A 22,317-nucleotide genomic window follows, 5' to 3' on the forward strand; every position below is an offset into this window, starting at 1 on the left:
GGGCTGATGGTCGCACTCTCCGTGACCGTCTCGCAAGGCGGACAACCGGGCCCCCGTACCCGTGCGACACCCGGTGTTCACGCTGTGGCCAGGGAGAGCGGACGGGCACCGCGACGGCGTGCCGGTGACCGACATCACGCGGCCGGCTTGTCGACGACGCTGAGTACGAGATCGTTGGCGGCGCTGTGGAAGACGGTGACGACGACCCGGTCCTGCGGCTTGCCCGCCAGCTTCCTGGCGATGCCGCGCACCAGCGCCAGCGGCCGCCTCGCGCGCAGCTCGGCCGGGGGGTACGGGAAGAGGGAGCCCTTCTCCACGACGTCGTCGAGGAAGCGCCCGAGCCGGACCGGTTCCGCGTCCGGCGCGTACCGGAGCCACAGGTCCCACACATCGTGAGGGTCCTGCCGCCGGGCGGCGGGAGCGGTGCAGGAGAAGGCGAAGCGGAGACCGCCGGCGCCGTCGCGGGCGCCGGGGAAGGCCAGCTCCAGCGGGGCCCTGCCGCGCCGCCGCAGCAGCAGAACCGGTTCTGCGCCGGGCTCGGCCGTGCCGTGGAGCCGCGCGGTGAGGGTGAGCGTCCCGTCCTGGATCCGGACGTCGCCGACCTCGGCGTGGACCGGGCGGACCCAGGAGCGGAGGTGCAGGGTGCCGTTCCTGGTGTAGGGGACGAGTTGCCGGACCGGTTCGCCCGCCCGCTGCCGGCGCTCCGCGCGCATGGCGCCGCGCTGGTCGACGGCGCGGGTGGCGAGCGGTACGGCCTCGGCCGCGCCGGGCAGTTCGGCGAGGACGGGGTGGACGCCCTCGGTGAAGGGCGTACCGGCCGGGACGCTCGCGGTGCCGTCCGGGCCGAAGGGGAAGCCGTGCCCCCCTACCACCAGGCGGGCACCCTCGCGGGGGGTGAGCAGCGTCACGGTGAGCGTGCCGTCGTCGGCCGCGACGCAGTCCGCGACGGCGGGCGCCCCGGGGGCGGGCGCGGGTGCCGGGCGCCGGGGGGCGCGGTGGCTGGCGGCGGCCCCGAGCTCGGTGAACAGCTCCTCGTACCGCTTGGCCACCGGGCCCGGGTCGAAGCGGCGGCCGGCGGCGAGGGCGGCGGCGCCCATCCGGCGGCGCAGCCCGGGGTCGTCGATGAGCCGGAGCAGGGCGGCGGCGATGGCGTCGACGTCGCCGACGGGGACGAGCAGGCCGTCCTCGCCGTCCTCGATGATCTCGCGCGGGCCGTAGTCGCAGTCGGTGGACACCACGGGCAGGCCGCAGCGCATCGCCTCGACGAGCGTCATGCCGAAGGACTCGTGGCGTGACGTGGACACGGCCACCGCGCCCTTGACCCACTCGGGCTCGATCGGGGAGCGCGGGCCCATCAAATGGACGCTGTTGTAGAGGCCGAGCTGGTCGATCCGCCGGCGGAGCCGGTCCTTCTGGTTGCCCCAGCCGCAGATGCGCAGCGTCCACTCGGGGCGTGCGGCGACGACCTTCGCGAACGCCTCGATCAGCACCTCGTACTGCTTCTCGGACGCCAGCCGCCCCGCCGCCACGATCGTGGTGCCGGAGGTGTCGGAGGGCGTGACGACCGGCGCGGGCACGCTGTTGGGGATGGCCAGCACCCGGGTGCCGGGCAGCGGCATCCGCGCGCGCCAGGAGGCGGCGTCGCCCTCGGAGACGGTCACGAAGGCGTCGAGCTTCGGCAGGAACCCGGCCATCTCGGCACGGAGGGCGGGCTTGTGGTGGTTGTGCGTCATGTGCTCCTGCCCGACGAGCACGGCGCCGCGCGGCGCGAACGCGGCGACGTACGCCACCAGTCCGGGCCGGGTGCCGATGACCACGTCGGCGTCGGAGCCGGCACCGGCGTAGTGGGCGCGGACGCGTTCGTCGGTGAGGCGGCTGTACTCCTTGTACCGCGCCTCGTTCCGCGGGAAGTCCTCGGCGGGCTCAAGGTGCCGCTCGTGCTTCGTCTCGTTGGACGGGGAGGAGGGGCGGGTGTCGACGAGCGGTACGACGGTGATGCGCGGGTCGATCGCGAAGAGCGGCTCGTCCCGGTGCCGGAACACGGAGACGATCTCCACTTCGTGCCGTCCGGCCAGCTCCTCCGCGAAGTTCAGCGTGGTGCGGATGGTGCCGCCGATGCCGTAGATGGTGTGGATGAGGAAGGAGACCTTCATCAACGCTCCGTTCAAGTCAGCCGGGGCACCCATGCCCCGCCCCCGGAGACAAGACGGTGATCCTTGGCCACAGGTTGTCCGACCGGAGCGACGTAAACCGGATGTCCCGCTCTTTTCCGGCCCACGGTGGCTCGCCGGCCGCCGGCCCCGGGCCGTGCGCCCCCCGGGGGCGCCGGCGGTGGCACCCCCGGCCGCCCGGAGGCACCGGACACGCCACCACAGCGCGGCGCCCCCGCGCGGTGGGCGTGCGGCAAGGCACCCGGGATGGGTGGCCTGTCGCACGCCCCCGCACGGGGGCGCGTCGCGAACGTCCGGCGCCGGGCGCGATCAGAAGGGGTCGGCCCGGCGCCGGGCGGCGGGGATCAGAACGGGTCGAAGCCGTCGAACTCGCGGTCCGCGTCGTCCCGCTCCGCCTGGCGGTCCTTGCGGCGCTGCGCGGCCGGGCGGGGGGCCTCCATACGGTGGTCCTCGCCCCGGCGGCCGAGCATCTCCGCGCCCGCCATCATCGTGGGCTCCCAGTCGAAGACGACCGCGTCCTCCTCGGGGCCGATGGCGACGCCGTCGCCCGCGCGAGCCCCGGCCTTCATCAGCTGGTCCTCGACGCCGAGGCGGTTGAGGCGGTCCGCCAGGTAGCCGACGGCCTCGTCGTTGCTGAAGTCCGTCTGGCGCACCCAGCGCTCCGGCTTCTCACCGCGCACGCGGTACAGGCCGTCCTCCCCCAGCGTGACCGTGAAGCCCGCGTCGTCCACGGCCTTCGGACGGATGACGATCCGGGTCGCCTCCTCCTTCGGCTTGGCCGCGCGCGCCTGGGCGACGATCTCGGCCAGGGCGAAGGACAGCTCCTTGAGGCCCATGTGGGCGACGGCCGACACCTCGAGGACCCGGTAGCCGCGCGCCTCCAGGTCCGGGCGGATCATCTCCGCGAGGTCCTTGCCGTCCGGGATGTCGATCTTGTTGAGGACGACGATGCGGGGGCGGTCGTCGAGGCCGCCGTACTGCTTCAGCTCCTCCTCGATGACGTCCAGGTCGGTGACCGGGTCGCGGTCGGACTCCAGCGTCGCGGTGTCCAGGACGTGGACGAGCACCGAGCAGCGCTCGACGTGGCGCAGGAACTCCAGGCCCAGGCCGCGGCCCTGGCTGGCGCCCGGGATGAGGCCGGGGACGTCCGCGATGGTGTAGACGGTCGAGCCGGCGGTGACGACGCCCAGGTTCGGGACCAGGGTCGTGAAGGGGTAGTCCGCGATCTTCGGCTTGGCGGCGGACAGCACCGAGATGAGCGACGACTTGCCGGCGCTGGGGTAGCCCACGAGCGCCACGTCCGCGACGGTCTTCAGCTCCAGGACGATGTCGCCGGACCGCCCGGGCTCGCCGAGCAGGGCGAAGCCCGGCGCCTTGCGGCGGGCCGAGGCCAGCGCCGCGTTGCCGAGGCCGCCGCGGCCGCCCTCGGCGGCGACGTACGACGTGCCGTGCCCGACCAGGTCGGCCAGCACGTTGCCCTTCTTGTCGAGGACGACGGTGCCGTCCGGCACCGGCAGGATCAGGTCCTGCCCGTCCTTGCCGGACCGGTTGCCGCCCTCGCCGGGCTTGCCGTTGGTGGCCTTGCGGTGCGGCGAGTGGTGGTAGTCCAGGAGCGTGGTGACGGACTGGTCGACGACCAGGATCACGTCACCGCCCCGGCCGCCGTTGCCCCCGTCGGGGCCGCCGAGCGGCTTGAACTTCTCACGGTGAACGGAGGCACAGCCGTGGCCTCCGTTACCCGCGGCGACATGCAGCTCGACGCGGTCCACGAAGGTGGTCATGTTCTGTGCCTCCAGTTACGACAGTTACGTGCGGAAATGTCTACGTGTTAACACGCGAAGGGCGGACCCGCTTCCCGAATACGTTCGGGAAGTGAGGTCCGCCCTCGCAAAGAACCGAGCAGCCCGATCAGGCAGCGGTCGGAACGATGTTCACGACCTTGCGGCCACGGAAGGTGCCGAACTGCACCGCACCGGGCTGCAGCGCGAACAGCGTGTCGTCGCCACCACGGCCGACGCCCGTACCGGGGTGGAAGTGGGTGCCACGCTGGCGGACCAGGATCTCACCGGCGTTGACGACCTGACCGCCGAAGCGCTTCACGCCGAGCCGCTGAGCGTTGGAGTCGCGACCGTTCCGGGTGGACGATGCGCCCTTCTTGTGTGCCATGTCTCCTCAGTCCCTTACTTCGCAGCCGTGGGGATCGCCGTGACCTTGATCGCCGTGTACTGCTGGCGGTGGCCCTGACGACGGCGGTAGCCGGTCTTGTTCTTGTAGCGCAGGATGTCGATCTTGGCGCCCTTGTGGTGGTCCACGACCTCGGCCTGGACCTTGATGCCGGCCAGCACCCACGGGTCGCTGGTCACAGCGTCGCCGTCGACAACGAGCAGGGTCGAGAGCTCGACCGTGTCGCCAACCTTGGCAGTGGAAATCTTGTCAACCTCAACGATGTCGCCGACAGCAACCTTGTGCTGGCGACCACCGCTGCGCACGATGGCGTACACGCGGATCTCTCTCTCGCTCGGAACGGGAACCCCTGATGCCAGCCGTTCGCACGGACCGGCGGGTCCGTGACTGTCCACGAGGGATGAACGGCCTCTTCCAGCGGCGGGCCGTGCCCGGCCTGCCGGAAGGGAGGTGCTCAGGGGTTGGCGCGCATGGAAACACGCCGACGGTCAAGGTTACGGGCCGAGCCCCGGGGGGTCAAACCGGCCGGGCGGTGCCCGCCCCGGCCGGGCGCGGCGCCGGTGGCCGTATGCTCGCCGGGCGAAGACGCATCCCGGGAGCCGGAAGGCAGAGCACAGTGAATTACAGGGTCCAGCCCACCGCACAGGTCGCCGACAACGCCGAGATCGGCGCCGGGAGCAGTGTGTGGGAGCTCGCGCAGATCCGCGAGGGAGCGAAGCTCGGCGAGGGCTGCGTGATCGGCCGCGGCGCGTACGTGGGCACCGGCGTGCGCATGGGCGACAACTGCAAGCTGCAGAACTACGCCCTGGTCTACGAGCCGGCCGAGCTCGGCGACGGTGTCTTCGTCGGCCCCGCCGTCGTCCTCACCAACGACCACAACCCGCGCTCCGTCGACCCCGACTTCAAGCAGAAGCGCGGCGGCGACTGGGAGGCCGTGGGCGTGCGGATCGCCGACGGCGCATCGATCGGCGCCCGCTCGGTGTGCGTGGCGCCGCTGGAGATCGGCCGCTGGGCGATGGTGGCGGCCGGCGCGGTCGTCACCAAGGACGTCCCGGACTTCGCGCTGGTCGTGGGTGTCCCGGCGCGGCAGGTCGGCTGGGTCGGCCGGGCCGGCGTCAAGCTGGTCGAGCGGGACGGCGAGCCGGGCGTGTGGGAGTGCCCGAAGACCGGCGCGCTGTACGAGGAGAAGGACGGCGCGCTGACCGAGCGCGCCGTCTGACCGGACGACCGAAGGGCCCCGGGGTACTCCCCCGGGGCCCTTCGCGCCGCCGCGCCGGCGCTCAGACCCGCTGCCAGGCCTCCAGCGCCAGGCCCGGCTCCGGCTTCTGGCGGGCGACGCGCAGGGTGCCGTCCGTGCCGAAGGCGGCCATGACGACCCGGCCGCGCCCGTCGAGCGCCAGCGCCGGGGCGCCCACGCACGGGTCGCCGGTGAGCGTCCAGGTCGCGCCGAGCGGCTCGTCCTCCGTCGGGTAGGCGGCGAGGGCGGGGCGCCCGGTGGCGGCGTCCCGGCGGGCCATGATCGTGCAGTCGTGTCCGTCGACCGCGGTACGGAGCAGGGCGACCGGACCGGTGCCCGCGCCGGTGCCGAGGACGGACGGGGCCTTGTCGGACGGGCGCCAGGCCCGGACCGTGCCGTCGTCGGCGTCCTGCCAGAAGTGGGTGAGGCGCCCGGGGCCGGTGCGCTCCGAGGACAGCGAGTCCGCGACGGGGCGGGCCGGGACGTCCTCGGCCCGCTGGAACTTCACGCCCTTGCTCTCCTGCGTCCAGCGCAGGAGGTGGTCCTCCGCGGGCGCCACCAGCTCCATCAGACCGTCGGAGGTGATCGACGCCCGGATGGGTCCGGTGATCCCGCTGCCCTTGAGGTCGGCCCACTTGTTCCACTTGCCCGACGGCACCGAGGACCGCCCGCTGATCCCGCCGCCCACGTTGCGCACGAAGACGTGCAGCGAGCCCTCGGAGTCGATGACGGCCGCGGGCGGGCCGATCCGCCCGGCGAGCTCCGGGTCGTTCGGGTACGGGTTGCCCACCACCGCCCAGTCGCGCACGGCCAGGCCGGACTGGTACTGGAGCGCGAAGACGACGTCGGTGGCGGGGGTGCCGTCCGCGAGGCGGGTACGGCGCAGCGCCACCAGGTGGACGTACCCGTCGGCGCCCTGGGCTATGGAGAGGTGCGGGCCGATGCCGGGCGCCGGGAGCGTCTCGGGGCCGGTCCACCCGGGTCCGCCGGGGTGCCGCTCGGTCCAGCGCAGTACGGCGCCCTCGACCGGGGCGTACGCCGTGAGGCGGCCGTCCTTACCGCGCACCAGCCAGTCGGTGGTGGCCGGGAGGGAGGCGTCGGGCAGGGGGCTGCCGCCCGGGGCGGCGCCAGGGCGCGACGGGGCGTCCGCAGAACGCCTGGATCTCCGCGCGGACCACACCGCCATGGCTCACCGCCGACCTTCCCCTGACCAGTTCGACCCGTTCACGCGCAGCTCCCCCGAGCTTGCGCGACGATAGCATTCCGGCACGTGTTCCCCGGTCCCCCGAAAGGCCCATCCGGCGGGTCCGCGTGGGACGCTTCGTACCGTGCTCACTCTTCTCGTCGTCGACGCCGCGAACGTCGTCGGATCGGTGCCGGACGGCTGGTGGCGGGACCGCCGCGGCGCCGCCGAGCGGCTGCGTGACCTGCTCGTCCCCCGTGCCACCGGAGGGGTGGCCGGGCATCCCGGCCCGCTGGACGTCGTGCTCGTGGTCGAGGGGCGGGCCCGGGGCGTGGAGCCGGTGCCCGGGGTGCGGGTCGACGCGGCGCCGGGCAGCGGCGACGACCGGATCGTGGAGCTGGCCGGCGAGGCCGCCGCGGCGGGGCGCGGCTGCGTCGTGGTGACGGCGGACCGCGAGCTGCGCCGGCGCGTGGCGGCGCACGGCGCCGAGTGCCTCGGCCCCCGGTCCGTACGGCCCTGAGAACCGCGCCGAAACCCCGCCGTCAACTGTTCATGGAATCGTTATCCCGGCCGATCACCGGGCCCGAGCGCCTTCTGACCATGGTCGTCGGACCCCCGGTTTCCGGCCCTTGCTCCGGCCGCGGGCCTGGTCATCCCGGCCATTGCCTACGATGGCACGGCACGCCTCCCTCATCGACCTGTCCCAGTAGAAGAAGAGTGCTCAGTGAAAGTCATCAGCATCGTCGGCGCACGTCCCCAATTGGTGAAGCTCGCTCCGATCGCGGCCGCGTTCGCCGGGACGGAGCACGAGCACTTCATCGTGCACACCGGGCAGCACTACGACGCCGACCTCTCCGACGTCTTCTTCGACGGCCTCGGCATCCCTGACCCGGACGTCCACCTGGGCGTCGGCTCCGGCAGCCACGGCGTCCAGACCGGTGCCGTGCTCTCGGCGCTCGACCCGGTCCTGGAGCGCGAGAAGCCGGACTGGGTCCTGGTCTACGGCGACACCAACTCGACCATCGCCGGTGCCCTTTCGGCCGTGAAGATGCACCTGCCGGTCGCCCACCTGGAGGCGGGTCTGCGCTCCTTCAACCGGCGCATGCCGGAGGAGCACAACCGCGTCCTGACCGACCACTGCGCCGACGTCCTGCTCGCCCCGACCGAGGAGGCCATGCGCCACCTCGCCGACGAGGGCCTGAAGGACCGCGCCGTGCTGGCCGGTGACGTGATGGTGGACATCTGCCTGAAGATCCGGGACGACGTCCTGGCCGGCAAGCACCCCGCGCCGGTGCTGCCGGAGGGCATCGACCCGTCGCAGCCGTTCCTGCTGGCCACGCTGCACCGGCCGGACAACACCGACGACCCGGAGCGCCTGCGCGCGATCATCGACTCGCTGGCCGGTCTGCCGCTCCCCGTCGCGCTGCTCGCCCACCCGCGCCTGGTGGCCCGCGCCCAGGAGCACGGGATCGAGCTCAACACCGGTTCCGTGCACGTCGGCCGGCCGCTGCCGTACGCCGGTCTGGTCGCCGCCGTACTGGCCTCGGCCGGTGTGGTCACCGACTCGGGCGGCCTGCAGAAGGAAGCGTTCCTGCTGGAGCGCATCACCACCACCATCCGCCCCGAGACGGAGTGGGTGGAAACCGTGGACACGGGTTGGAACGTCCTTGTTCCCGACCCGCACACGCTGTCCGCCGGCGAGTGGGCCGCCACGGTGACCCGCGCGGTGCCCACGGCCGACCCCGGCACCCCGTACGGCGACGGACGGGCCGCCCAGAACGTTGTCCGGATCATGGAAGAGTGGAAGGGAGGCAGCCGGCACGCGTGACCGGAACAGGGCCTCTCACGAGGCACTTATCCGTACATGTCACCGTGCTAGCGTCACCGGTTATGTCAGCGTCTCCCAGGTCCGGGCTGCCCGCGACAGGCAAGCGGCCCCATGTGATCTACCTCGCCATCGGTTTCCCGCCAGCGGCCAAGAGCTGCGCGTACCGCATGCGCGAGACCGCGAACCAGTTCATCAACCAGGGCTGGGACGTCACCGTCGTCACCATCGCGCAGGAGTCGTGGGAAAGGGACTCCGGCGTCGACCTCACCCTGCTGGAGCAGGTCGACCCGAAGATCAGGATCGTCGAACTGCCGTTGGTGCGGGAGGACCTGGAGACGGACATCCGTCTGTACAGCGAGGAGCGTGCCCTCAACCCGAACGGGTGGGTCACGCGGCTGCGCCGGCGGCAGATGGAACCGTTCCCCGAGCCCAACTTCGGTGAGTGGCGCGAGGATCTGGAGAAGGCCGTCCTCCGCGTCCACGGCGAGCACCCGGCCGACCTGCTGCTCGCCAGCTGCGTCCCCTACGTCAACCTCGCCGCCGCGTGGAAGCTGTGGGAGGAGGCGAAGGTCCCGTACGCCGTGGACTTCCGCGACGGCTGGTCCATCGACGTCATCGACGGCGTCGAGGCGTTCGCCCGCGACTCCGCCGAGGGCGTCTGGGAGCAGCGGATCCTCGACAACGCGCTCTCCCTGTGGGTCGTCAACGACCCGATCGCGGAGCACTACCGCACCCGCTACCCCGACTTCGCCGACCGCGTCCACGTCGTGCGCAACGGCTACGACGCCGACAGTTCCCCCGGCAAGGCGCACCGCGCCAACCCCGAGGCGGGCCTGGCGTTCGGCTACCTCGGCACCGTCAACTTCACGGTCCCGCACCTGGAGACCGTGCTGAACGCCTGGCGCGCCGCCCGCGAGAGGGAGCCGCTGCTGGCCAACGCCACCTTCGAGGTGCGCGGCCACATCGGCAACGGCTCCGGCCGCGAGGCCAACCGACACGCCGAGGTCCTCAAGCAGGCCGAGGTCGACGGCGTGCGCTTCGGCGGCCCCGCCGCCAAGGCCGAGGTGGCGTCCATCTACGCCCGCTGGGACGCGATGGTCCTCATCCTCATCGGCGGCCGTTACGTCACCTCCGGCAAGGTGTACGAGTACATGGCGACCGGCCTGCCGATCGTCTCGGCGCACGTCGTCGAGCACGACGCCTCCAACGTGCTGCGGGGCCACCCGCTGTGGACGGGGGCCGTCGGCATCGACGAGGAGGGCCTGACCGAATCGTTCATCAAGGCCGCGCACATGGCGGTGGAGACGAGCGACGAGGTCCACGCCGAAGCCATGGCGCACGCCGACCAGTTCACCCGCGAGGCGCTGATGACCGCCGCCGTGAAGCAGCTGATCGACGACCACACCGCCCTCGGGGCACAGCACACCGACACCGCGGACGCCGCCCTCGCCGAGAACCAGATCGTCGCCGGAGGGCCGTCCCTGTGACCAACGTCCTGTTCATCGCCAGCGTCCGGCCCCAGCTGGGCGTGTTCGCCGACTCGGTGCGCAAGTTCCGCGCCGCCGGGGCCACGACGTACCTCGCCGGTACGTTCCCGTTCGACCCGGTGGCCGAGGAGCTCGCCGCCATGGAGCTGGACGGCACCCACCAGCTCCCCCGCAACCTCAACTTCCGCAGCACGGCGCTGCGCCGCAAGGCCCGTATGGCGCCGGGCGGCATGAAGGTGTGGATGCAGGCGGAGCGGGACAGCGTGCTGCGCCGGCTGGCCCGCAAGGCCGACGTCCTGGTGGCGCTCGACGCCGGCGCCGTCTACACCGTGTGGCGCCTGTCGCAGTACTACCGCGTCGAGGAGGCCCACTTCGGGCTGGCGCCGGCCCTCAAGGCCGTCGACCGGGTCAAGGCGAAGGGCACCACCGGCGGCCGGGGCGTCCTGCCGCCGATGGACGTCGTGAAGCAGAACGTCCGCCGCTCGGTGGACGGCCTGCCCGCCACCGTCATGCGGCACGCCACCGCCCGTCCCGTGATGCGCTCCACGGTCGGCGCCCGTATGTGGCGCACGGCCGTCACGGCGCCCGGCGTACCGCCCAAGGTGCGCATCGCGACCTCCCGGTACGTGGCCGAGGGCATGCAGTGGGCGGGCCGCACCAGTGGCGCCGCCCTGGCGCTCGCCGCCGCCGCGTCGAAGATCCCCGACCTGGGGCTCAAGGCGCAGCTGCTGGACGAGGCCGTGATGAAGGAGCTCGGCAAGGGGCTGAACCCGCGCGACCTGGACAAGGCGGTCGCCGCCCAGCTGGCGCACGCCGACGCCCAGTTCGCCGAGGGCGACCACGAGAAGGCGTCGTTCGCGCTGGACCGTGCGCTGTTCCTGGGCTTCCACCGGGTGCTGCACATCGACCAGCTGTCGTCGCCGCTGGCCAAGGACGCGCAGGGCTTCGTCGAACCGCTGTACCGCTCCAAGGTCATGGACGTCATTAAGCGCCCGCAGGGGCGCAGGACCCCGGCGGCCCCGGCGCCCAAGGACCGTCCGCTGCGGCTGCTGGTCACCACCAGCGCCAACGACAACTTCCTGCACCACATCCTGGACCGGTACGGCAACCACGAGGGCGTGGAGCTGCGGTACCTGGACCTCGCGGCGCAGAAGGCGCTCAAGCGGATCGCGTGGGCGGGCCGCCGGGTGCTGGAGGACCGTCTCGCCGGCGGCACCAGCACCTACCAGGAGGAAGTCGAGCGGCTGATGCGCCCGTACCTGGACTGGGCGGACACCGTCTTCCTGGACTGGTCGGTGGGCCCGGCGGCGATGCTGACGACGATCGACCCGGGCGACACCCGGATCGTGGTCCGGCTGCACAGCTACGAGGCGTTCACGCGCTGGCCGCACATGACGGACTTCTCGCGGGTCGACGACCTGATCTACGTCGCTCCGCACGTGAAGGACCTCGTCGAGTCGCTGGTGCCGATGCTGCGCGGCGACAGCGCGCCGCGGGCGCACCTCGTCGACAACGCCATGGACCTGTCGGGCTTCGCCCGCCCGAAGCCGGCCGACGCCCGCTTCAACCTGGGTCTGGTGGGCATCAGCCAGGTCGCCAAGGACCCGATGTGGGCCGTGGACGTGCTGCGCAGGGTGCGGGAGCACGACGAGCGGTACCGGCTGCTGCTGGTGGGCGGCGACATGAACCCGAAGACCAGCCGGGCCACCCGGGACTACCGGCGCCAGTTCGACAAGGAGATCGCCCCGCTGATCGAGCAGGGCGTCGTGCTGAAGCTCGGCCCGACCGACGACGTGCCGTCGGCGCTCACCGACATCGGTGTGATCCTGTCCTCGTCGGTACGGGAGGGCTGCCACGTGGGTCTGATGGAGGGCGCGGCGAGCGCCGCCGTCCCGGTCGCCCGTGACTGGCCGTTCTACGCGGGCAAGCCCAACAGCGCCCGCACCCTGTACCCGGAGGGCTGGGTCGTCGGCTCCACGGAGGAGGCCGCGAGGCGGATCCTGGAGACCACGGCGACCGAGGAGGCGTGGCAGAACGCCGGGAAGCTGGCGTCGGAGTACGCGCTGTCGACGTGGGACTGGCCGGTCGTGAGCAAGGCTTTCGACAAGCTGTTCCTCGGCGAGGATTAGGCAGAGGAGAAAGGGCCCCGGGAGCGATCCCGGGGCCCTTGTCCGTTGGCGGCGGTGTCTACGGGTGGCGCAGCCGCCAGCCCGCCCACGCGGACTCGACCATCTCCCGCACCCCGTGGCGGGCGCTCCAGCCCAGTTCCTCGCGGATGCGGTCGGCGGCGGCCACCACCCGGGCGGGGTCGCCGGGGCGGCGGTCGGTGACGAGCGGCTCGACGTCGGTGCGGCCGGTGACGTCCTGGATGATGCCGACCATCTCCGTGACGGAGACGCCCTCGCCGCGCCCGATGTTCAGGACCAGCGACGCCTCGGGGTCGGCGACCAGCCGGCGGGCGGCGGCGACGTGCGCGGAGGCGATGTCCTCGACGTGGATGTAGTCGCGGATGCAGGTGCCGTCGGGCGTCGGGTAGTCGTCGCCGAAGACCAGTGGCCGCGCGCCCGCCGTGAGGCGTTCGAAGACCATCGGTACGAGGTTGAAGACGCCGTCGTCGCCCAGTTCGGGCGAGGCGGCGCCCGCCACGTTGAAGTACCGCAGCGACGCGGTCGCCATGCCGTGGGTCCGCCCCGTCGCCGTGACCAGCCACTCGCCGGCCAGCTTGGTCTCGCCGTACGGGTTGATGGGCGCGCACGGCGTGGTCTCGGTGACCAGGTCCACGTCGGGCATTCCGTACACGGCCGCGGAGGACGAGAACAGGAACCGGGTCACGCCTGCCTCGACGGCGCCCTCCAGGAGCGTGCGGAGGCCCTCGACGTTCTCGCGGTAGTAGTGCAACGGCTTGGCGACCGACTCGGCGACCTGCTTCTTGCCCGCGATGTGCACGATGCCGGTGACGGCGTGCTCCCGCAGGACGCGGTCGACGGCGTCCCGGTCCAGGACGGTGCCGACCTCCAGGGGCACGCCGGCGGGGAGCCGTTCAGGCCGGCCGGTGCTCAGGTCGTCCAGGACGACGATCCGCTCGCCGCCGGCGGCCATCGCCTTCACCACGTGGGAGCCGATGAATCCGGCGCCGCCAGTAATCAACCAGGTCATGGGTAAACCCTCTGCGAGCCGGCCCTGCCCCGCACGTGCGCGGGGCAGGGCCACTGTTCGTTGTGTACGGGATCGGCCGCGGGGGTCAGCCGCCGATGACGACGCGGCGGACGCCTTCCCAGCGGGCCGGGTCCGTGGTGCGGCGGCCGTCGACCAGGACGGTGACGTCCGGCAGGTCGGAGGCGGCCAGCTCCTTGTACTCGGCGTGGTCGGCCTGGAGGACCGCGGCGGTGACCTTCTCGCCCTGGTGGGGGGTGAGGCCGTGCGCGGCCAGCTCCTCGGCCGTGTACATCGGGTCGGAGACGTACGGGACGGCGCCGCGGGCCTTGAGGGCCTCGACGGTGCCGAACACGCCGGAGAACGCGGTCTCCTTGACGCCGCCGCGGTAGGCGGCGCCCAGCACGAGCACGCCCACGTCCTTCAGGTCGCCGTAGGCGGCGGCCAGCAGGTCGACGGCGTACTCGGGCATCGCGGCGTTGGCCTCGCGGGCCGAGCGCACGACGGTGGCCTCCGGGTCGTTCCACAGGTACATCCGCGGGTAGATCGGGATGCAGTGGCCGCCGACGGCGATGCCCGGCTGGTGGATGTGGCTGTAGGGCTGCGAGTTGCAGGCCTCGATGACCTTCAGGACGTCGATGCCCTGCTGGTCGGCGAACCGGGCGAACTGGTTGGCCAGGCCGATGTTGACGTCGCGGTACGTGGTCTCGGCCAGCTTGGCGAGCTCGGACGCCTCGGCGGTGCCCAGGTCCCACACGCCGTTGGCGCGCGGCAGGTCGTCGCGCTCGTCGAAGTCGAGGACCTGCTCGTAGAACTCGACGCCGTGCTTCGCCGATGCCTCGTCAATGCCGCCGACGAGCTTGGGGTAGCGGCGCAGGTCGGCGAAGACCCGGCCGGTGAGGACGCGCTCCGGGGAGAAGACCAGGTGGAAGTCCTCGCCCGCCTTGAGACCGGAGCCCTGCTCCAGCATCGGCGCCCAGCGGGTGCGGGTGGTGCCGACCGGGAGGGTGGTCTCGTAGGAGACCAGGGTGCCCGGCTTGAGGCCCTTGGCGATGGCCTTGGTGGCGGAGTCCATCCACCCGAAGTCCGGAGTGCCCTCGGCGTCCACGAACAGCGGGACGACGACCACGACGGCCTCGGACTGGGCGACGGCGGCCGCGGTGTCGGTGGTCGCGGACAGCAGACCGGCGTCGACGGTCTGCTTCAGCAGCCGGTCGAGGTCGTGCTCGCCGGGGAAGGGCTCGGTGCCGGCGTTGACCAGCTCGACGACCTTCTCGTTGACGTCGGCGCCGATGACCTTGTGGCCCTTGGCGGCGAACTGCACGGCGAGCGGCAGGCCGATCTTGCCGAGCGCGACTACACAGATATTCATCGGGTCAGTTTCCTCTTCACACGGGACATCAGTTGACGCAGTCGCTTGCCCACGCCGAGCGAGGGCTCCCAGAGCGGAGCCGTGGTGATCACCAGCCGCCCCTTGGGGTTGGCGTTGGCGGAGATCCGGTACGGGATCCTCTCCCGCCAGCGCCGGGCCAGGGGCAGCGGCCTGCCGCGGACCGGCACGGGGACCTCGTACGTCGAGCCTGCCACGTCGGCGTACACGCGCACGCCGAGCTTGGCGCTCTTCGGGGTGACCGGGATACGGGCGGTCAGCAGGGTGCCCTCGCCGTCCTCGGTCGGCTTGCGGGTGAACTCCCCCACCGGCTCGGGCAGTTCGTGTCCTACGGGGAGCCGGCGGGCGCCCGGCTTGTCGGCGCTCTTCGGCATGGCCCTGGTGGCGAGCCTCACGACGGCGGAGCCGGTCTCGCCGGTCAGCCCGAGCCGTACGGCCAGGTCGACGGCCATGTCGTCGCCGTTCTGGTCCCACTCGGCCGACACCAGCGACGCGCCCTCGGCCAGCCGGCCGGGGACGGACTCGCCGATCACCTCGTACACGCGGTCGGGCAGCCCCACCGCCGGGTCGCGGAAGCCGGGGTACCGGACGTACGCCCGGCCGTCCTCCAGCAGCAGCGGCGGCGACCCGTGCGCGGCCTCGTCCTCGATGGCCTTCACGAGCAGGTCGACCGCGCCGCGCCGGGCCAGGCATATCCGCACCCGCCGCTTGACGTCCATGGAGTCGCGCAGCTCGTCGGTGAAGTACGCGTCCGCCAGCTTCGCGATGCCCGCGCACACCTCGGTGCGCGTCACCGCGTCCAGGGCCGGGAAGTCGTCCTGGACGAGCTTGGCGAGCTCCCAGGTGAAGTGGCGTTTGAGGACCGCGTCTCGCTTCGGGCCGGCCTCGATCAGCGAGGCGGCGAAGTGCATGATCCGCTCGGTGCAGCGCAGCCGGGACAGGTGGTTCGCCCGGTACGTGATGTTGCTGGCGTCGCCGCGCTTGACGGCGTAGTAGAACGTGTAGTCCGCCAGGACCGAGATCTTCCCGGCCCGTACGCACGCCTCCAGGGTGAACGGCTGGTCGGAGCCGACCGGCAGGTCCTCGGGGAAGCGCAGGCCGTACTTCTCCACCAGCTCGCGGCGGAAGAGCTTGGTGTTGGCCAGCGTGAACGGCAGGGCCGACTCGTACAGCGAGACGTCCGGGTCGCTCTTCTTGTAGAGCGCCTGGTGGACGTAACGGCCGTTGGTGCCCACCATCTTGCCGACGACGACGTCGGAGCCGTGCTCGTCGGCACAGGCCACCATCCGGGCGAGGGCTTCCTTGCCCAGGTAGTCGTCGGACCCGATGAAGTACACGTAACGACCGGTGGCCAGCTCCAGGGCCCGGTTGCTGGGAGCAGCCGGGCCGCCGGAGTTGGCCTGATGGATCACCTTGACAGTGTTCGGGTACTTCTCCGCGAAGCGGTCCAGTTCCCGGCCACTGTCGTCGGTCGAGCCGTCGTCGACGGCCACGACCTCGAGCCGGTCCAGCCCGATGCTCTGCCCCACCAGCGAGTTCAGGCACTCGGTGAGGTACGGCATCGTGTTGTACACGGCTACCACGACGGTGACATCGGGTGTGGTCAACTGGCCACGTCCTCCGGGGTGAGCCGCACGGTGACACCGCGGTCGGCGGAGTCGATGACGGCCGCGGCCACCTCCACCGTACGCAGACCCTGGCGCAGCGTGCAGATGTCGTCCGACTTGCCGAGGACGGCGTCCCGGAACAGCTCGTGCTCGACGAGGAGCGGCTCGCGCTTCGGGATGGCGTAGCGGATCATGTCGCCCTCGGACACCCCGCGGAACGCGCGCAGCGCCTCCCACTCGGTGGCGATCGCGGCGTTGGAGTAGAACGTGAGGTCGGCGGTGAGGGTGTCGGCGATGAAGCAGCCCTTCTCGCCGGTGACCGACGTGAAGCGTTCCTTCAGCGGGCTCAGCCAGTTGACCAGGTGGTTGACCATCGTGCCGTCGGTGAGCTGGCCGACGGCGGAGACCATGTCCTCGTGCGGGCGGCCCGACTTGGACACCGTGTGCGCGGCGATCGACGTGTACTGCTGGCCGGTGACCCAGCCCGTCAGGTCGATGTCGTGGGTCGCGAGGTCCTTGACCACGCCGACGTCCGCGATCCGGTGCGGGAAGGGGCCCTGCCGGCGGGTGACGACCTGGTAGACGTCGCCCAGCTCGCCGGCCTCCAGGCGCGAGCGGAGGCTGCGCAGCGCCGGGTTGCAGCGCTCGATGTGGCCGACGCCGGCCACCAGGCTCCGCGACTCGAACGCCTCGACCAGGCGGCGGGCGCCGTCGACGGTGTCGGCGACCGGCTTCTCGATCAGCGCGTGCACACCGGCGTCGGCCAGCTTCAGGCCGACTTCCTCGTGCAGCGCGGTCGGGCAGGCGACGACCGCGTAGTCGATGCCCAGCGAGATCAGTTCCTCGACGGTGGACAGGACGGGTGCGCCCTGGGCCCAGCCGTTCTTGTCGCCCATCGGGTCGACGACGCCGACGAGGGTCACACCGTCCAGCCCGGCCAGTACGCGGGCGTGGTGGCGTCCCATCGAGCCGAGGCCGATCAGACCGGCCCGCAGTCCAGCAGCAGTCACAGGTTCTCTCCCAGCGCGTTCACGGCGGTGACGATGCGCTCAAGGTCGTGTCGGCTCAGCGAGGGGTGCACGGGCAGCGAGACGACCTCGGCGGCGGCCTTCTCCGTCTCGGGCAGGTCCCAGTTCCGGCCGGCCTTCTGGTCCGGCTCCCAGTACGGCTTCAGCCGGTGGATGGGGGTCGGGTAGTACACGGCGTTGCCGATGCCGGCCTCGGTGAGCTTCGCCATCGCGGCGTCGCGGTCACCGCCCCGCACGCGGATCGTGTACTGGTGGTAGATGTGGCGCGCGCCCTCGGCGACGATCGGCGTGACGACGTTCGGCGCGGTGATGTGCTCGCTGAGGTACGCGGCGTTGGCGATGCGCGTCTCGGTCCAGCCGTGCAGCTTGGCCAGCTGGACGCGGCCGACGGCGGCGGCGACGTCGGTCATGCGCATGTTGGCGCCGACGATCTCGTTGGCGTACCGCTGCTCCATGCCCTGGTTGCGCAGCAGGCGCAGGGTGCGGGCCGTCTCGGCGTCGGCGGTGGAGATCATGCCGCCCTCGAGGGAGTGCATGTTCTTCGTCGGGTAGAAGCTGAACGTGCCGCCGGAGCCGAACGCGCCGACCGGGGTGCCGTTCAGGGCAGCGGCGTGCGCCTGGCAGGCGTCCTCGACGACGGCGAGCTTGTGCTTCCCCGCGATGGCCATGATCTTGTCCATGGCGGCCGGGTTGCCGTAGATGTGGACCGGCATGATCGCGGCGGTGCGCGGGGTGATCGCGGCCTCGACCGCGGCCGGGTCGATGTTGAAGCTGTCGGCCTCGATGTCGACGAAGACGACGTCGGCGCCCACCAGGCGGACCGCGTTCGCCGAGGCGGCGAACGAGAAGGACGGGACGATCACCTCGTCACCCGGGCCGATGTTCAGCGCCATCAGAAGGAGGTGCAGCGCCGACGTACCGGAGTTGACGGCGACGCAGTGGCGCCCGTCGACCAGCTCGGAGAATCCCTCCTCGAAGGCGGCCACTTCGGGGCCCTGTACGACGCGGCCGGTGCGCAGTACGCGTACGGCGGCCTCGATCTCTTCTTCACCGATGACCGGGCGGGCAGCGGGGATGGGCTGCTCGTTGATGCTCGGCATGGACGTCCTCCTTGAACACCGCAAGAGCTCTTTGTGGCAGAGGTCTGAAGGGTGTTGCGGAGGCTGACAAGGCCGCGCTTACCCCTCCGGCGCGATGCCGACGCCCTACCGAGGAATGCTGGGACCGGTCTGTCCCGGAACCGGGTCGGTCACCGACCGTAGTCTTCGGGCGGGGCCCGCCCACGGCAGCGACCGGCGTCACATTATCAGGAATTTCCTGGTCAATTTCGGGGCCGTTAACCGTTGGAGGCATCGATTCCGAAACAAAAGCCCGCAGCGGGCCCGGGTGAATCCGGGTCGTCACGTGGGACGTTCATTCGGCGATCACCAACTGTTCGGCGGCCGGGCCGCCCCGGTTCGCCGTGAGCGCTGTCACGTCGAACCGGGGCCCCGCGTGGCTACTGCTCGGCCGGAGCGGTCTCCTTCGCGGCCGACTTGGTGGCCTTCGCCGTCTTGGCCGCCTTCGTCGTCGCCGACTTGGTGGCCGTCTTCTTGGCCGTCGTCTTCTTCGCCGCGGTCGTCTTCTTGGCGACCGTCTTCTTGGCGGCGGCCTTCTTCGCCGGGGCCTTCTTGGCGGTCTTGCGCGCCGCGGTCTTCTTCGCCGGGGCCTCGGCCTCGGCGGCCTCCGCCTCCGGTGCCTCGGCCTCGGCGGCCGGGGCGTCGTCGGCCGTGGCCTCCGCCGCCTTCGGCTCCGGTGCCTCGTCCGCCTTGGGCTCCGCCGTCGAGCCGCTGCTCACGACGATGACCGCGGCTTCCGCGGCACCCGCCGGGGAAGCCGCCGGAGCGGTGACCTTGCGGACCACGCGGCGCCGCGCACGCGGCGGGGCGGCCACGGGGGCCTCCTCGGCGGCCGGCTGCTGCTCCTGGACCGGCTCGGGGCGCGGCTCCTCGGCCTGCTCGGCCTCGACCAGCGCGGCCTCGACCGGCTCCGGCCGGACCGGCGCGGGCTCCTCGGCCACCACCGGCTTCGGCGGGCCCGCCGGGGCGGACGCCTTACGGGTGGCGCGCCGACGGGTACGGCCCTGCGGCGCCTCGGGGGCGGGAGCCGCCTCCGGGGCGGTCGTCTCCTCGGCCGCGGTGGCGAGCGCCGGGAGCGCCTCCACCTCGATGGCCTCCGGGGCCACTTCGGCGACGCCCAGGACCGGCTCGGGCTCCACGGCGGCCTTCGGCGCACCGGCCGGAGCCGTCGCCTTGCGGGACGCCCGGCGACGCGAACGGCCACGGCCCGCGGCCGCCTCGGCCTCCGCGACGCTGGAGTACAGCTCCTCGTCCGGACGGAACGGCTCCTCGACCGCCACCGGGGCGGCGACCTCGGCCGCGAGTTCGGCCTCGGTCTCCGTCTCGGTCTCCGTCTCGATCCCGGTCTCGGTCTCCGACTCGGCGCCGGCCGTCTCCGGCTCCGCCTCGGCGGCCCGGCCACGCTTCTTGGACCGCTTGCCGCCGTTGCCGCCGCCACCGGTGGTGGTCGGCTGCTCCATGTGCACGATGACGCCACGGCCGTTGCAGTGGACGCAGGTCTCGGAGAAGGACTCCAGCAGGCCCTGGCCCACCCGCTTGCGGGTCATCTGGACCAGGCCCAGCGAGGTGACCTCGGCGACCTGGTGCTTCGTGCGGTCCCGGCCCAGGCACTCCAGCAGACGCCGCAGCACCAGGTCCCGGTTGGACTCCAGCACCATGTCGATGAAGTCGATGACGACGATGCCGCCCAGGTCGCGCAGCCGCAGCTGGCGCACGATCTCCTCGGCCGCCTCCAGGTTGTTCCTGGTGACGGTCTCCTCCAGGTTGCCGCCCTGGCCGGTGAACTTGCCGGTGTTGACGTCGACCACGACCATCGCCTCGGTCTTGTCGATCACCAGCGAACCACCGGACGGCAGCCAGACCTTGCGGTCCAGCGCCTTCATCAGCTGCTCGTCGATCCGGTACGTCGCGAAGACGTCGGTCTCCGACGTCCAGCGCTGGAGCCGGTCCGCCAGGTCGGGCGCGACGTGCGACACGTACCCGTGGATCGTCTTCCACGCCTCGTCGCCGCTGACGATCACCTTCGAGAAGTCCTCGTTGAAGATGTCGCGGACGACCCGGACGGTCATGTCGGGCTCACCGTAGAGAAGGGTCGGGGCGTTGCCGCTCTTCGCCTTCTTCTGGATGTCCTCCCACTGCGCCTGGAGACGCTCGACGTCACGGCGCAGTTCGTCCTCGCTCGCGCCCTCGGCGGCGGTGCGCACGATGACGCCCGCGTCCTCGGGGACGATCTTCTTGAGGATGGTCTTCAGCCGGGCCCGCTCGGTGTCGGGCAGCTTGCGGCTGATACCCGTCATCGAGCCCTCGGGCACGTAGACCAGGTAGCGGCCGGGCAGGGAGACCTGGCTGGTGAGACGGGCGCCCTTGTGGCCGATCGGGTCCTTCGTCACCTGGACCAGGACGGACTGGCCCGACTTGAGCGCGGTCTCGATACGGCGCGGCCCGTTGGCCATGCCGAGTGCCTCGAAGTTGACCTCACCGGCGTACAGGACGGCGTTGCGGCCCTTGCCGATGTCGACGAACGCGGCCTCCATGGACGGCAGGACGTTCTGCACCTTGCCCAGGTAGACGTTGCCGACGTAGCTGGTGGCCTGCTCCTTGTTGACGTAGTGCTCGACGAGCACGTTGTCCTCGAGGACGCCGATCTGGGTGCGCTCGCCGCTCTGGCGGACGACCATCACGCGCTCGACGGCCTCGCGGCGCGCCAGGAACTCCGCCTCGGTGATGATCGGCACCCGGCGGCGGCCCTGCTCGCGGCCCTCGCGGCGGCGCTGCTTCTTCGCCTCCAGGCGGGTCGAGCCCTTGATGGACTGCACCTCGTCGGACGGCTCGGGCTTCTCCCGCGCGGGGCGCGGCTCGCGGACCTTGACGACCGTGCGGACGCCGTCCTCCTCGCCGGCCGGCTCCGGCTCGGCGCCCGTGTCACCGCTGCGGCGGCGGCGGCGACGGCGGCGGCGGGAGCTGCTGGTACCGGCGGCGGACGGAGTGCCGGCCTCGTGCTCGTCGGCCTCCTCGTCCTGCTCCTCGTCCTGCTCCTCGTCCTCGGCGCCACCCTCCTCGGCGCGGGTGGCCTCTTCGGCCTCCTCCCCCTCGGTGGCGTCGCCACGACGGCGGCGGCGGCCACCACGACGACGGCGGCGCGAGGGGCGGTCCCCGTACTCGTCGGCGGCCTCCGCCTCGGCTTCGGCCTCGGGCTCCTCGTCCTCGGCCTCGGGCTCGGGAGCCGTGCGCACCACCGGCTCCACCTCGACGGCCGGCTCGGCGGACTCGCCACGGCGCCGGCGCCGGCGACGGCCACCGGTCTCGGGCTGCTGCTCGGCGGCGACCTCGACGACGGGCGCCTCGGCGACCTCCGCGGTCTCCTCCTCGTCGGCGGCCTCTGCGGCGGCAGCGGCGGCAGCGGTCTCCGGGGTCTGGAACATCGGCTCGGCGAAGACCGGGGCCTGGAAGACGGGCACGGCGGGCCGCGCGGCACGGCGGCCACGGGACTGCTCGGCCTTCTTGGACGGCTCGGCCGTGAACTGCGGGGCGGTGGCGCGGCGGCGCGTACGGCCGCGCGTGGCGGCCTGCTCGGCGGCGGCGACCTCGGTCCCGGCGTCGTCGGAGGAGATCTGCGCGACGGTGTCGGCCGGCAGGGTCTCGCCCGTCTCGGTGGCGGCCTCGTCCTCCGCCGGGGTCTCCGTCGCCGCCTGCGGGGCGCCGGCGGGCGCGGTGGCCTTACGGGTGGCGCGGCGGCGCGTACGACGCGGCGCGGCCTCGGCCTCGGGCTCGTCGGCAGTGGCGTCGGCGGCCGGCGCCTCGGCGGGCGCGGCCTGGGGCTCCTCGGCGGGGGCCTCGGCGACCTGCGGGGCACCCGCCGGGGCGGTCGCCTTACGGGTGGCGCGGCGACGCGTACGGGCCGGAGCCGCCTCGGGCGCCTCGGCGACCGGGG

Annotated in this window: 16 protein-coding genes; 5 read left to right on the forward strand and 11 right to left on the reverse strand. The window is 72.3% G+C overall.

Going from position 1 to position 22,317, the window contains the following annotated elements; genetic code table 11:
• Window positions 1-134: 134 nt before the first annotated feature.
• The 4 genes from AC07DW_RS02860 to rplU all read right to left on the reverse strand — a co-directional run bounded on the left by AC07DW_RS02860 (window position 135) and on the right by rplU (window position 4,672).
• The gene (locus AC07DW_RS02860) at window positions 135-2,153 is read right to left on the reverse strand and encodes a glycosyltransferase family 4 protein (protein ID WP_478855827.1); all 2,019 of its coding nucleotides are present in this window, start codon (window positions 2,151-2,153) and stop codon (window positions 135-137) included.
• 362 nt (window positions 2,154-2,515) lie between these two features.
• On the reverse strand, window positions 2,516-3,952 hold the full coding sequence (obgE, locus tag AC07DW_RS02865) for a GTPase ObgE (protein WP_478855828.1): 1,437 nt from the start codon (window positions 3,950-3,952) through the stop codon (window positions 2,516-2,518).
• 127 nt (window positions 3,953-4,079) lie between these two features.
• Entirely contained in the window at window positions 4,080-4,337 is a 258-nt protein-coding gene (gene rpmA / locus AC07DW_RS02870) for a 50S ribosomal protein L27 (RefSeq protein WP_189551448.1), read from the reverse strand.
• 14 nt (window positions 4,338-4,351) lie between these two features.
• Window positions 4,352-4,672, reverse strand: coding sequence for a 50S ribosomal protein L21 (gene rplU, locus AC07DW_RS02875; RefSeq protein WP_017944922.1), 321 nt, complete (start codon window positions 4,670-4,672; stop codon window positions 4,352-4,354).
• A 299-nt stretch (window positions 4,673-4,971) separates the two neighbouring features.
• Between rplU and AC07DW_RS02880 the strand changes: the two genes are divergently transcribed.
• Window positions 4,972-5,574 (forward strand): acyltransferase, encoded by a 603-nt coding sequence (locus AC07DW_RS02880; protein ID WP_478855829.1) that lies wholly within the window; start codon window positions 4,972-4,974, stop codon window positions 5,572-5,574.
• 61 nt (window positions 5,575-5,635) lie between these two features.
• Here AC07DW_RS02880 and AC07DW_RS02885 read toward each other — a convergent pair whose 3' ends face one another.
• A complete protein-coding gene (locus AC07DW_RS02885; protein WP_478855830.1) occupies window positions 5,636-6,778 on the reverse strand; it encodes a PLL family lectin in 1,143 nt (380 codons plus the stop codon).
• A gap of 142 nt (window positions 6,779-6,920) precedes the next feature.
• Here AC07DW_RS02885 and AC07DW_RS02890 point away from each other — a divergent pair, with 142 nt between their 5' ends.
• From AC07DW_RS02890 to AC07DW_RS02905, 4 genes are all read left to right on the forward strand, one after another.
• Window positions 6,921-7,295, forward strand: a complete 375-nt coding sequence (locus AC07DW_RS02890) for a PIN domain-containing protein (RefSeq protein ID WP_478855831.1) — start codon at window positions 6,921-6,923, stop codon at window positions 7,293-7,295.
• A gap of 204 nt (window positions 7,296-7,499) precedes the next feature.
• Window positions 7,500-8,603, forward strand: coding sequence for a non-hydrolyzing UDP-N-acetylglucosamine 2-epimerase (gene wecB / locus AC07DW_RS02895; RefSeq protein ID WP_478855832.1), 1,104 nt, complete (start codon window positions 7,500-7,502; stop codon window positions 8,601-8,603).
• A gap of 113 nt (window positions 8,604-8,716) precedes the next feature.
• Window positions 8,717-10,090, forward strand: a complete 1,374-nt coding sequence (locus tag AC07DW_RS02900) for a glycosyltransferase (protein ID WP_478856045.1) — start codon at window positions 8,717-8,719, stop codon at window positions 10,088-10,090.
• Window positions 10,087-12,219 carry a glycosyltransferase family protein gene (locus AC07DW_RS02905; RefSeq protein ID WP_478855833.1) on the forward strand — a complete coding sequence of 711 codons (2,133 nt, stop codon included), beginning with the start codon at window positions 10,087-10,089 and terminating at the stop codon, window positions 12,217-12,219. The genes AC07DW_RS02900 and AC07DW_RS02905 overlap by 4 nt, the downstream gene beginning before the upstream one ends.
• A 58-nt stretch (window positions 12,220-12,277) precedes the next feature.
• Here AC07DW_RS02905 and galE read toward each other — a convergent pair whose 3' ends face one another.
• The 6 genes from galE to AC07DW_RS02935 all read right to left on the reverse strand — a co-directional run.
• The gene (gene galE / locus AC07DW_RS02910; protein WP_478855834.1) at window positions 12,278-13,246 is read right to left on the reverse strand and encodes a UDP-glucose 4-epimerase GalE; all 969 of its coding nucleotides are present in this window, start codon (window positions 13,244-13,246) and stop codon (window positions 12,278-12,280) included.
• 85 nt (window positions 13,247-13,331) lie between these two features.
• Complete coding sequence (locus tag AC07DW_RS02915) at window positions 13,332-14,615, reverse strand: nucleotide sugar dehydrogenase (protein WP_478855835.1); 1,284 nt, start codon at window positions 14,613-14,615, stop codon at window positions 13,332-13,334.
• Window positions 14,612-16,240 (reverse strand): glycosyltransferase family 2 protein, encoded by a 1,629-nt coding sequence (locus AC07DW_RS02920; RefSeq protein WP_478855836.1) that lies wholly within the window; start codon window positions 16,238-16,240, stop codon window positions 14,612-14,614. Before AC07DW_RS02920 ends, AC07DW_RS02915 begins: the two co-directional genes overlap by 4 nt.
• Complete coding sequence (locus AC07DW_RS02925) at window positions 16,237-17,250, reverse strand: Gfo/Idh/MocA family protein (RefSeq protein WP_478855837.1); 1,014 nt, start codon at window positions 17,248-17,250, stop codon at window positions 16,237-16,239. The genes AC07DW_RS02920 and AC07DW_RS02925 overlap by 4 nt, the downstream gene beginning before the upstream one ends.
• Window positions 17,247-18,368 (reverse strand): DegT/DnrJ/EryC1/StrS family aminotransferase, encoded by a 1,122-nt coding sequence (locus tag AC07DW_RS02930; protein WP_478855838.1) that lies wholly within the window; start codon window positions 18,366-18,368, stop codon window positions 17,247-17,249. Before AC07DW_RS02930 ends, AC07DW_RS02925 begins: the two co-directional genes overlap by 4 nt.
• 398 nt (window positions 18,369-18,766) lie before the next feature.
• The coding region (locus AC07DW_RS02935) for an Rne/Rng family ribonuclease (protein ID WP_478855839.1) at window positions 18,767-22,317 on the reverse strand (3,551 nt) is incomplete at its 5' end.

Source organism: Streptomyces sp. NPDC045701, assembly GCF_056432045.1.

What these genes read in the sequence shown, in the direction of transcription:
- AC07DW_RS02860 (WP_478855827.1), bottom strand. Translation starts at nt 2,153, where the DNA reads ATGAAGGTCTCCTTCCTCATCCACACCATCTACGGCATCGGCGGCACC.
- AC07DW_RS02915 (WP_478855835.1), bottom strand. Translation starts at nt 14,615, where the DNA reads ATGAATATCTGTGTAGTCGCGCTCGGCAAGATCGGCCTGCCGCTCGCC.
- AC07DW_RS02885 (WP_478855830.1), bottom strand. Translation starts at nt 6,778, where the DNA reads ATGGCGGTGTGGTCCGCGCGGAGATCCAGGCGTTCTGCGGACGCCCCG.
- obgE (WP_478855828.1), bottom strand. Translation starts at nt 3,952, where the DNA reads ATGACCACCTTCGTGGACCGCGTCGAGCTGCATGTCGCCGCGGGTAAC.
- AC07DW_RS02930 (WP_478855838.1), bottom strand. Translation starts at nt 18,368, where the DNA reads ATGCCGAGCATCAACGAGCAGCCCATCCCCGCTGCCCGCCCGGTCATC.
- galE (WP_478855834.1), bottom strand. Translation starts at nt 13,246, where the DNA reads ATGACCTGGTTGATTACTGGCGGCGCCGGATTCATCGGCTCCCACGTG.
- rpmA (WP_189551448.1), bottom strand. Translation starts at nt 4,337, where the DNA reads ATGGCACACAAGAAGGGCGCATCGTCCACCCGGAACGGTCGCGACTCC.